Source organism: Polaromonas sp., from assembly GCF_029945895.1.
Classification (GTDB): domain Bacteria; phylum Pseudomonadota; class Gammaproteobacteria; order Burkholderiales; family Burkholderiaceae_C; genus Polaromonas.
Genome location: NZ_JAQSDL010000101.1, coordinates 1 through 9,939, shown reverse-complemented (window position 1 = coordinate 9,939; position 9,939 = coordinate 1). Strand labels below are relative to the sequence as shown.

General features: G+C 65.5%; 13 protein-coding genes. 5 read left to right on the top strand and 8 right to left on the bottom strand.

Annotation, left to right across the window (positions count from 1 at the left end; genetic code table 11):
• On the top strand, positions 1-816 hold an 816-nt coding region (locus PSV33_RS15075; protein WP_300563045.1), incomplete at its 5' end, for an ATP-binding protein.
• 147 nt (positions 817-963) lie between these two features.
• Here the strand turns inward: PSV33_RS15075 and PSV33_RS15070 are convergent.
• Positions 964-1,707, bottom strand: coding sequence for an AraC family transcriptional regulator (locus PSV33_RS15070; protein ID WP_300563044.1), 744 nt, complete (start codon positions 1,705-1,707; stop codon positions 964-966).
• Positions 1,708-1,844: 137 nt separating this feature from the next.
• On the opposite strand from PSV33_RS15070, the gene PSV33_RS15065 reads away from it, so the two are divergent.
• The 4 genes from PSV33_RS15065 to PSV33_RS15050 are packed head-to-tail and all read left to right on the top strand — an operon-like array spanning position 1,845 to position 4,913.
• The gene (locus PSV33_RS15065; protein WP_300563043.1) at positions 1,845-2,042 is read left to right on the top strand and encodes a hypothetical protein; all 198 of its coding nucleotides are present in this window, start codon (positions 1,845-1,847) and stop codon (positions 2,040-2,042) included.
• Complete coding sequence (locus tag PSV33_RS15060) at positions 2,039-2,476, top strand: FixH family protein (RefSeq protein ID WP_300563042.1); 438 nt, start codon at positions 2,039-2,041, stop codon at positions 2,474-2,476. Before PSV33_RS15065 ends, PSV33_RS15060 begins: the two co-directional genes overlap by 4 nt.
• Before the next feature lie 29 nt (positions 2,477-2,505).
• Positions 2,506-3,810, top strand: a complete 1,305-nt coding sequence (locus tag PSV33_RS15055; RefSeq protein WP_300563041.1) for a cytochrome c peroxidase — start codon at positions 2,506-2,508, stop codon at positions 3,808-3,810.
• A gap of 44 nt (positions 3,811-3,854) precedes the next feature.
• On the top strand, positions 3,855-4,913 hold the full coding sequence (locus tag PSV33_RS15050) for a dienelactone hydrolase (protein WP_300563039.1): 1,059 nt from the start codon (positions 3,855-3,857) through the stop codon (positions 4,911-4,913).
• Between the two features lie 34 nt (positions 4,914-4,947).
• On the opposite strand, the gene PSV33_RS15045 is transcribed toward PSV33_RS15050, so the two are convergent.
• From PSV33_RS15045 to PSV33_RS15015, 7 genes are all read right to left on the bottom strand, one after another.
• On the bottom strand, positions 4,948-5,787 hold the full coding sequence (locus PSV33_RS15045; protein WP_300563037.1) for a DMT family transporter: 840 nt from the start codon (positions 5,785-5,787) through the stop codon (positions 4,948-4,950).
• 79 nt (positions 5,788-5,866) lie between these two features.
• Complete coding sequence (locus PSV33_RS15040; protein ID WP_300563035.1) at positions 5,867-6,556, bottom strand: AraC family transcriptional regulator; 690 nt, start codon at positions 6,554-6,556, stop codon at positions 5,867-5,869.
• A 4-nt stretch (positions 6,557-6,560) separates the two neighbouring features.
• Positions 6,561-7,565 (bottom strand): lipoyl synthase, encoded by a 1,005-nt coding sequence (gene lipA / locus PSV33_RS15035; RefSeq protein ID WP_300563033.1) that lies wholly within the window; start codon positions 7,563-7,565, stop codon positions 6,561-6,563.
• A gap of 26 nt (positions 7,566-7,591) precedes the next feature.
• Entirely contained in the window at positions 7,592-8,242 is a 651-nt protein-coding gene (gene lipB, locus PSV33_RS15030) for a lipoyl(octanoyl) transferase LipB (protein WP_300563046.1), read from the bottom strand.
• A 142-nt stretch (positions 8,243-8,384) separates the two neighbouring features.
• Positions 8,385-8,687: a DUF493 family protein gene (locus tag PSV33_RS15025; RefSeq protein WP_293596160.1), complete on the bottom strand. Its 303-nt coding sequence runs from the start codon at positions 8,685-8,687 to the stop codon at positions 8,385-8,387.
• Complete coding sequence (locus PSV33_RS15020) at positions 8,684-9,601, bottom strand: D-amino acid aminotransferase (RefSeq protein WP_300563031.1); 918 nt, start codon at positions 9,599-9,601, stop codon at positions 8,684-8,686. Before PSV33_RS15020 ends, PSV33_RS15025 begins: the two co-directional genes overlap by 4 nt.
• Positions 9,602-9,655: 54 nt before the next feature.
• Positions 9,656-9,939 (bottom strand): DUF2062 domain-containing protein (locus PSV33_RS15015; protein ID WP_300563029.1); only part of this gene is annotated, 284 nt, incomplete at its 5' end.

Sequence of the window (9,939 nt, the reverse complement as noted above, 5' to 3'; positions counted from 1 at the left end):
CGGCGCCTGCTGCGGCCGCTGGACGACATAGGCGCGGGGGCCGAGCGCTTCGGCCGCGGCGACTTCGACACCCCCATCCCGCTGCGCCGGCGCGACGAACTGGGCGACCTGGCGCAGCGCATCAACACCATGGCGCGTGACATCAAGGGCATGCTGGACGCCAAACGCGGCCTGCTGCTGGCGCTCAGCCATGAGTTGCGTTCGCCGCTGACCCGCGCGCGCCTCAATGCCGAACTGCTGCCCACCACGCCCGACGGCAGCGGCGCGGGCGAGCCCGAACGCGCCGCGCTGCTGCGCGACCTGGGCGAAATGCGTGACCTGATCAGCGACCTGCTCGAAAGCGAACGCCTGGCCAGCCCGCATGCCACGCTGCAGCGCGAACCGGTGGACCTGGCCGCGCTGGTGCGCGAGGTGGTGGCCGAGATGCCGGGCGCCGCGGCGGTGACGCTGGACCTGCCGGCCGGTTTGCCCGCGCTGGCGCTGGACCGCATGCGCATGCGCCTGCTGCTGCGCAACCTGCTCGACAACGCCCTGCGCTACAGCGCGGAGGCCGGCCAGCCGCCGCGCATCACGCTCACCCGCCAGGACGACGGTGTGTTGCTGGCGGTGCGCGACTTCGGCCCCGGTGTGGATGCCGCACAGCTGGCGCAACTGACCGAACCCTTCTTTCGCACCGACAGCGCTCGCCAGCGCGCCACCGGCGGCGTGGGGCTGGGCATGTATCTGTGCCGGCTGGTGGCGCAGGCGCATGGTGCGCAGCTGGAGGTGCGCAACGCCGAGCTCGGCCTGAGTGTTCAGTTGCTACTGAAAGAGTAGCTGCTGGCGCACGACCAACAAGGGCTGTGGCCCTATTTGGTTTGTGTTCCCAGTACGGCGGCGCCAATGATCATGGCCGCCGCCAGGCCAATGCTCCAGCTCAGCGCACGGCCATCTTCGCCGCCTGCGGCGTCCTCGCGTCCGGGCTTATGACGTCACCAGCGTCGTCGGATTGATGCCGAACATGCGCTTGAACGTACGCGTCAGATGGGCGGAGTCCGCGAAGCCCGCTTCATGTGCGGCGGTGGTCCATGACTCACCTGCCATCGCCGTCTCTATGGCTGCGTGCAGACGAAGCCACAGCACATAGGCGCGAAACGATGTCCCGGTTTCCTCGACGAAAACGTGCCTGAAGCGTCCTGGCGACAGTGCGGCAACTGCGGCAGCATCGGCCAGCGACGAAGGATGACGCACGCGGGACCTGAGGTACTCGATCACCCTGATCACGCGCGCGTCCACGGCCGCATCGGGAGACGACGCTCGCACGAGTGCAGCAACCGCTGTGCGGGCCACGGAGATCGTCTCGTCGATTCCCGCGCTTCTCTGCAGCGCATCGATGAGCATGGCGATGGTGCCGCGGCACTCGGGTTCAGCCAGTGCCGTGATGCCAGAGCCAGTAAAGCGGGCTCGCAGCGCGCGCCCCTCCACGGTCTCCGGTTCTATGAAGACATGCGCGATCTGGCCATCGCATTCGAATTGATGCTTCTGGTGTGACGGCACAACGGAGCCCACGTAGTCCTGCCAGGCTTGTGTGGCATGGGCGCGAAACTGGAAGGTGCCGCCCAGGGAAAACGAAATCTGGTGGGCATGGTGATCATGCCAGTCGGTGCGACCCATTCCTGTGCCGATCCACAGGCTGCCACCCTGCCAGAAGTAGACATGGCCCACCATTCGGCCCGACTGGCCAGTCAAGCGCAAGCCCGGGTCCGCCATCAAGCCGACGCCCAAAGCCGTTGCATGCGAACCCTGTATCAAGTCAGCCCTTTCGTTCAAGCCGGTTCAGGAGGTGATTGACAGAATCTGCTCCCATGAACAAACAAAACGAACCATCCACGGAAGGTGCGTCGCCCCGACTGGGAACCGGCGCCTACATTTTGCCAGCGATGAAAGCGCAACTCAATGCCGCGCGGCGCGCCCCTTGCCCTTGCTTTGCAACAGCAGATCAAGGGCCACTGAACTTCGACATTTCCTCAACCGCAGAACTTCCCGGAGCCCACTCATCATGAACGTATTCGCAACCTCTATCCTCTGCAGCATCCTGACCCTCTCGACCAGCGGCTGCATGGCCCCGCCCAAGGACCTCGACACCTCTCTTGCACACCAGAGCGCCCAGGACCGCTACGTCGTCACGCTGGTGCCCCCGCCCGCCCCGGCCGCGATCAACGCCATGCACACGTGGCAAGTCAAGGTGGCCGCGCCCGATGGCGCGCCGGTCAGCCAGGCGCGTATTACCGTCGATGGGGGAATGCCCCAGCACGGCCACGGCCTGCCCACGCAGCCGCTGGTCAGGCGCGAACTTGCCAGTGGCACGTATCTGATCGAAGGCATGAAGTTCAGCATGACCGGCTGGTGGGAGATCAAGCTGGCCATCGATGCGTCCCGGGGCGCCGACACGGTCACGTTCAACACCGTCGTACGCGATCCGGCCACATCCCGCTGATCAGCGGCAGGCCAAAACAGGACAACATCATGCGCAGTTTCACCCGCCTCCTTGCAGTTCCCGCCATCGGCCTGATGCTGACCGCCGCGGCGACGAACGCCCTGGCCGGACCACCCGCGGTCGTGCGCGACGCCAGCCAGGCGAGTTGGTCCGTCCATGAAACGGCGGTGATCAATACGCTGCGCCTGGGCAAGCTCGCACCGGCACCGCTTGATCCATCGAACGCCGTTGACGGCAAGGACGCCGCGGTGCAACTGGGCAAACGCCTGTTTGGCGACGTGCGTTTCAGCAGCAACGGGAAGGTCTCCTGCGCCAGCTGTCACTCGCCGGACAAACAGTTCCAGGACGGGCTACCGGTGAGCCGCGGTGTCGGTACAGGCTCGCGCCGGGCGATGCCTGTCGTTGGCGTCGGCCACAGCCCCTGGCTGTTCTGGGACGGCCGCAAGGACAGTGCGTGGGCGCAGGCACTCGGGCCGCTGGAAGACGGCGTCGAGCATGGCGGCAACCGCACACGCTACGCGCGCCTGATCCAGTCGCACTACAAGCTCGAATACGAAGCGCTTTTCGGACCCATGCCCAGGTTCGGGGACGCACCGCAAGACGCGGGCCCGCAAGGAAGCGCCGCGGAGCGCGCCGCCTGGGATGCATTGCCGCGCGAGCGGCGTGACGAGATCAGCCGCGTCTTTGCGAACATGGGCAAAGCCATCGCCGCGTACGAGAAGACGCTGGCCTATGGCGAGGCCCGCTTCGACAAGTATGCCAACGCCGTCGCCGCGCGCGACCCATCGGGCCAGCGGGTGCTGACGCCGCAGGAGCTGAACGGGTTGCGCCTTTTCATCGGCAAAGCGCAATGTGTCACTTGCCACAACGGGCCGATGTTCACGGACCAGGCCTTCCACAACACCGGCGTGCCACAGCGCGATGCGAACAAGCCCGACCACGGCCGCGCGGCGGCGCTCCTCAAAGTGAAGCAGGACGAGTTCAACTGTCTGGGCCCGTTCAGCGATGCGAAGGCCGAGGCCTGCCAGGAGCTGGCCTTCATGACCACCGACGGGGCCGGGCTGGAGGCTGCCTTCAAGACGCCCAGCCTGCGCAACGCTGCCTTGCGCCCGCCGTACATGCATGCCGGGCAGTTCTCGAGCCTGGACGAAGTACTCATGCACTACGTCCGGGCGCCTGCCGCGACGGTCGGGCATTCGGAACTGGCGCACGGCAAGCCCGGCCACACCGAGCGCAAACCCATCCAGTTGTCCGCGCAGGAGATCAGTGACCTCGCCTTGTTCCTGGGTACGCTGTCCGGCCCGGTCGTCGAGCGCGCACCTTCCTTGCGTTAGACCCCCCCGTTTGTTCACCGTTGTCTTCCATTCAAGGTCACTCCATGCAACACCTCAAGCAACTCCTCATTGCCGCACTGACGACCTGTCTACTGGCGCACACGTCGATCTGCCATGCGCAAGCGCCAAATATGGGGTTTATGCAATTGCCGCAGCAAGATGGCGGCCATACGACCATCTTCTATCCGACGGAGGCGGCAGAGGCGCCGGCCAAACGCGGGCCGTTTGAACTGCGCTGGGCCAGCGATGCACAAGCCATCAAAGGCAACGGTCGGCTCATTGTGATTTCGCATGGATCAGGCGGTTCGCCCTGGGTACACACCGACCTGGCTCGCGTCCTGGTACAGCGCGGCTTCGTCGTCGCAATCCCTCAACACCATGGCGACAACTATCTGGACCCGTCCGATCCCGGCCCTGCCAGTTGGGTCAAGCGTCCACCTGAAATCAGTCGGGCGATTGACGCAGTGGCTGACAGCGCGCGACTGGCCGGCCTGCTTTCTCTTGATTCTGTGGGGGTGTTTGGCGGTTCCGCAGGTGGCCATACCGCTCTGACACTGGCCGGCGGTCAATGGTCCTTCGCGCGCTTTCGGGATCATTGCGAGCGAAACATCGAGCGCGACTTCTCGTCGTGCGTCGGCTTCAAGACCCTGCTTCAGGGCGATTGGCTGGATGGGCCAAAGCTCTGGTTGGCCAAACGCCTCATCGCATGGCGATTCCCGGACGAGGCTGTGCAGCGATACACCGATTCCCGTATCAAGGCTGCCGTCGCCATGGTGCCGTTTGCGGCAGATTTCATTCCAGAATCGCTGGCCAATCCCCGGATTCCACTGGGCCTGGTCATTGCGGCAAAGGACGTGAACCAGATACCTGCGTTCCATGTGGAAGCCATTCGACGTTCCTGTGAACCCCGCTGCGAAGTCATCATGAATCTCGCCGAAGGCAGCCACGGCGCGATGCTCTCGCCCATGCCGCCATGGGAACCTGGAAGCATTGCGGCTCGCCTGCTGAGTGATCCCGGCTCATTCAACCGGAGTGCCAGCCTGCCGGCGCTTCATGGCCAGGTCGCCGACTTTTTCTCCAGAACACTGAAGGTCGGGCAATGAGTCCAGAATGGCGTCGCCCCCTTCCATGCTTCGCTTATTTGGTTCGTGTTCCCAGTACGGCGGCGCCAATGATCATGGCCGCCGCCAGGCCAATGCTCCAGCTCAGCGCACGGCCGCTGACCAGCATCAGCAGTGCGGTGGAGCCCAGCGGCGTGAGGTAACTCAAAACGCCGATCTGCCGCGCATCGCCGAGCTTGAGCGCCCGGTCCCACAGAAAAAACGCCGCGCCCAGCGGGCCCAGTCCCATCACCGCGATCAGGGCCCCGTCGCTGCCCGACAGGGCCACGGACGGCTCCAGCGCCCAGTGGCACAGCAGCGAGAGCAGGCCCGAGACCAGGCCGAACAGGCCGATGGCCGCGGTCGGAAACGCCGGCACCCGTTTCGTCAGCAATGAATAACTGGCCCAGATGAAAGCCGAGCCCAGCGCCGGCAGGTAGCCCCAGGCCCAGCCTTCGCCAGCAGCGCCCATGCGCGCGCCCAGAATGGCGACCGCCGCACCGGCAAAACCCAGCAACGCCGCCACCACATGCCCGGCGCGCAGCCTCACACCGGGCAGGAACAGCGGCGCCAGCACCACCATGAACAGCGGCCACAGGTAGTTGACCAGGTTGGCCTCCACCGGCGGCGCATGGCGCAGCGCGATGAACAGCAGGAAATGAAAACCGAACAAACCGTACACGCCCAGCAGCAGCGTGCTGGCCGGGATGCGCCACTGCTGCCGGTCTTTCAGCACAAAGGGCAGCGCCAGCAGGCTGCCGGCGAGCAATGCGAGGCCGGTCAGCAGAAAGGGCGGAACGTGGCGCAGCGAGACGCCCAGCGAGGCGAGGCTGGCCCACAGGGCGATGGCGCCCAAAGCGTAGAGGTTGGCGGGCATGGCGCAAGCATAGTCGGGTGCCGCCTGCGGCATCGTCGCGCAAGCAGGGTTTGCCGTCGCAAGGCAACGGTCTGGCTTGTCAGTGAGACCGCACGCGGCGCAAGGCGGCGGTCAATGCCGAGGGCGACTGGTAGCCGCAACGCCGCGCGGTTTCGGCCACGCTGAGGCCGCCGTCGCGCAGCTGCAGGGCCAGCGCCAGCCGCTGGCTGCGCAGCCACTGCATCACACTGAGCCCGGTCTCGCGCCGGCAGCGCTCTGCAAACCGCGAGGAGCTCAGAAAAACCTGCTGCGCCAGTTGCGCCACGTGCAGCGATTCGTGCAGGTGTTGACCGGTCCACACGGCGAGCTGGTCCCAGTCAATCGGGCGCTCATAACGCCTGGCTGCTGGGCCGGGCGCGCGCCAGGCATCAAGCAGGAGCAGCGGGCCGTACTGCTGCGCGAGGCTGGCTGTTTGCTGCATGGCTTGCGCCAGGTAACGGGCCAGCGCAAGGGCGTGCGCTGGCTGCGCAGGCTGGGGCGGGCAATGCGCCCATCCGGCGTGTGTCGTGTCGAGCACCAGGCAGCGGCTGCCGCTGCGGGCTTCAAAGTCGTGGCGTTCGCCGGGCGTTATCACGCAGCCCTGGCCGGTGCCGATGCGCTGGCCGCGGCCCTGGACTTCCAGCTCCAGCACGCCATCCAGACCCAGCAGCACCTGGAAGTGCGTGTGCGCATGGCTGCCATGTGAGGCGCCGTAGTGGCGCAGCGAGAGCGGGCTCTGCGGCACGATCATGGTGTCAGAGGGTATCGGCCACGCCTGCGGCATGGGCCTGCTGGTCGGCGTGGTAACTGCTGCGCACCATGGCGCCAACGGCGGCGTGGGTGAAGCCCATCTTGTAGGCCTCGGCCTCAAACATCTTGAAGGTGTCGGGGTGCACATAACGCCGCACCGGCAGGTGGCTGGTCGAGGGTGCGAGGTACTGGCCGATGGTCAACATGTCGATGTTGTGCGCACGCATGTCGCGCATGACCTGCAGAATCTCCTCGTCGGTTTCACCCAGGCCGACCATGATGCCGCTTTTGGTCGGCACGGCCGGGTGCAGGGCCTTGAACTTTTTCAGCAGGTTCAGTGAGAACTGGTAGTCCGACCCGGGGCGCGCTTCCTTGTACAGGCGCGGCGCGGTTTCCAGGTTGTGGTTCATCACGTCGGGCGGCGCGGCTTTCAGGATTTCAAGCGCACGGTCGTCGCGGCCGCGGAAGTCGGGCACCAGGATCTCAATGGTGGTGGAGGGCGAGAGTTCGCGAATGCGCGTGATGCAGTCGACAAAATGCTGGCTGCCACCGTCGCGCAGGTCATCACGGTCCACACTGGTGATCACCACGTACTTGAGCTTGAGCGCCGCAATGGTTTTGGCCAGGTTCTCGGGCTCGTTGACGTCCAGCGGGTCGGGCCGGCCATGGCCGACGTCGCAGAACGGGCAGCGGCGCGTGCATTTGTCGCCCATGATCATGAAAGTGGCCGTGCCCTTGCCGAAACATTCGCCGATGTTGGGGCAGGACGCTTCTTCGCACACCGTCACCAGCTTGTTGCTGCGCAGGATGTCCTTGATTTCGTAAAAACGCGTGCTCGGGCTGCCGGCCTTGACGCGAATCCACTCGGGTTTTTTGAGCAGCTCGCCCTGCACCACCTTGACCGGGATGCGCGACAGCTTGGCCGCCGCCTTCTGCTTGGCCAGCGGGTTGTAGGCCTCCTGGCTCTGGACGTCGCGAACAACAGGATTGACAGCTTCTGGGGTGCTCATGGGTGTTTGCCTTGGAGGGGGTGGCTTCAGGGTGCCAGATAGGTCGTGAGCTTTTGGCCCAGCACATCTGCTGCCTCTTGCCAGCTTGCCGATACCCCGATTGTAGAAAGGTCGGTGGTGGTCAGGCCGGCATAGCCGCAGGGGTTGATACGGGAAAAGGGTTCGAGGTCCATCGCCACATTGAGCGCGACCCCGTGGTAGGTGCGGTGCCGGCTGACCTTGATGCCCAGCGCGGCGATCTTGCCGAGGCCGCGAAACGGGTCCAGCGGATCGCGCGGGCCGGTCAGTGCGGCGTGTGAGGCCGGGTCGTCCAGGCGCACGTAGATGCCGGGCGAACCGGCGACGCGGTGGCCGGTTACGCCGAAATGCCCCAGCGTCTTGATGACCGCCTCTTCAATGCGGTAGACATATTCCTTGACGAAATACCCGGCGCGTTTGAGGTCGATCAGCGGGTAGGCCAGCACCTGGCCGGGGCCGTGATACGTGACCTGGCCACCCCGATCGGTCTGCACCACCGGAATGTCGCCGGGGGCCAGCACATGGTCAGGCTTGCCGGCCAGCCCCTGCGTGTAGACCGGCGGGTGCTCACAAATCCATAGCTGGTCGCGCACGTCCAGATTGGGCTGGAGGCCGATTTGGCTTGAAGTTTCGCGGCGGCTGGCGGTGAAGGCCTGCATGGCCTGCCAGGTGGGCAGGTAGTCCACCCGGCCGAGCTGGCGGATCAGCACGATACGGCCGCCGCGCCGGGCCGCCCCAAGCAAGGCCAGCCCCCTCGGGGGGCAGCGACCCGCGCAGCGGCGGAGCGTGGGGGCATCATTTTTACAGCACCACCTTGACCATGGGGTGGGTGGACAGCGTGCGGTACAGCTCGTCGAGCTGTTCTCTGGAGGTGGCTGTGACGGTGATGGTCACGCCCAGGTATTTGCCGCCCTTGCTTTCGCGCAACTCGATGGTGGTGGCATCAAACGCCGGGTCGAACTGGTGGGCGACCATGGTGATTGCATGCACCAGCCCGTCGACCTTTTCGCCCATGACCTTGATGGGAAACAGCGAGGGGTACTCGATCAGCGATTCCTGGCGCGGTGTTTCGCCTGGCGCGGGCGGTTTCGGTGGGGTGTTCATGTCTTGTCCGTCTGCGCCTGTTTGGCGCGCTGGTAGGCCGCGTGCAGCTTGGCGTAAACCGGGCCGGGCTGGCCGCTGCCGATGGCCTGGCCGTCGAGCGAGGTAACGGGCAGCACTTCCTTGGTCGCCGACGACAGCAGCAACTCGTCGGCGGCAAAAACTTCCTCGCGGCTGACCCGGCGCAGTTCAAACGGGATGCCGGCATCGCGGCATATTTCCTCGATCAGGCCGTAACGAATGCCTTCGAGCACCAGGTTGTTCTTGGGCGGGCCCAGCACCTTGCCGCCCTGGACGACCCAGACGTTGCAGGCGGCGGCTTCGCTGAGGAAGCCGTCCCGGAACATCACGGTTTCCACGGCGCCCACGTCGGCGCTGATCTGGCGCGCAAACACCGCGCCCAGCAGGCTGGTGCTCTTGATGTGGGCCTTGCTCCAGCGGAAGTCGTCCGCGGTGACGCAGGCCACACCGTGCGCGCGCTGCTCGGGCGTCGGGGGCTTCATCGTGTTGGTCATGACAAACACCGTAGGTGTCAGGTCGGGCGGCATCACATGGTCGCGCAGCGCCACGCCACGGGTGATCTGGATGTAGACCAGCTGGTCGGTTTTTTCCGGCGCGGTGTGCATCTGCAGCGCGTAGTCGGCGACCAGCTTGAACGTGACCTCGTGCCACTGGGCATGGGACAGCGGATTGACGATGCGCAGCTCCGCCAGGCTGCGGTCGAGCCGCGCCATGTGCTGGGCAAAGCGGAAGGGCTGACCGGCATACACCGGCACCACTTCGTAGACGCCGTCACCGAAGATGAAGCCACGGTCCATCACGCTGACCCTGGCGTCCCGCAGGGCGGTGTATTCGCCGTTCAGGTAACACGGTGTGGCGGGCAGGGTCGCGATCGCTGCGGGGCTGGAAGTGCTCATCATGTCGTTCCAAAAAAAGGGGTGAAGGGATTGTCGCGCAGGCTGTGTCCGGCGCTAGCGGCCATGGCGCTGGACGCGCCGCTTGAACCAGACGCGAAAGCGCCAGATGAGCTTGACCAACACATAGCCGCCGGCAGAGCCGGCCACGGCAAAAATGCCCATGCCGAGCACGGCGGGCCAGCCAAAGCGCTCCAGCCAGCCCATGACATCGAAACCGGCGCTCGCCGAAGCGGCTTCCAGCGCTGCGCTGCCCGCTGCCACCTCGTGGGGGGAAATCCCCAGCATCAGGCTGCCCAGCTTGTAGGCCAGCCAGAGCCAGAAGCCGATGGTGAATGGAT

Excerpts from the sequence above, each read along its gene's own strand:
- PSV33_RS15070 (WP_300563044.1), bottom strand. The coding sequence starts at position 1,707 with ATGGTGGGCCATGTCTACTTCTGGCAGGGTGGCAGCCTGTGGATCGGC.
- PSV33_RS15065 (WP_300563043.1), top strand. The coding sequence starts at position 1,845 with ATGAACAAACAAAACGAACCATCCACGGAAGGTGCGTCGCCCCGACTG.
- PSV33_RS15060 (WP_300563042.1), top strand. The coding sequence starts at position 2,039 with ATGAACGTATTCGCAACCTCTATCCTCTGCAGCATCCTGACCCTCTCG.
- PSV33_RS15055 (WP_300563041.1), top strand. The coding sequence starts at position 2,506 with ATGCGCAGTTTCACCCGCCTCCTTGCAGTTCCCGCCATCGGCCTGATG.
- PSV33_RS15050 (WP_300563039.1), top strand. The coding sequence starts at position 3,855 with ATGCAACACCTCAAGCAACTCCTCATTGCCGCACTGACGACCTGTCTA.
- PSV33_RS15045 (WP_300563037.1), bottom strand. The coding sequence starts at position 5,787 with ATGCCCGCCAACCTCTACGCTTTGGGCGCCATCGCCCTGTGGGCCAGC.
- PSV33_RS15040 (WP_300563035.1), bottom strand. The coding sequence starts at position 6,556 with ATGATCGTGCCGCAGAGCCCGCTCTCGCTGCGCCACTACGGCGCCTCA.
- lipA (WP_300563033.1), bottom strand. The coding sequence starts at position 7,565 with ATGAGCACCCCAGAAGCTGTCAATCCTGTTGTTCGCGACGTCCAGAGC.
- lipB (WP_300563046.1), bottom strand. The coding sequence starts at position 8,242 with ATGCAGGCCTTCACCGCCAGCCGCCGCGAAACTTCAAGCCAAATCGGC.
- PSV33_RS15025 (WP_293596160.1), bottom strand. The coding sequence starts at position 8,687 with ATGAACACCCCACCGAAACCGCCCGCGCCAGGCGAAACACCGCGCCAG.
- PSV33_RS15020 (WP_300563031.1), bottom strand. The coding sequence starts at position 9,601 with ATGAGCACTTCCAGCCCCGCAGCGATCGCGACCCTGCCCGCCACACCG.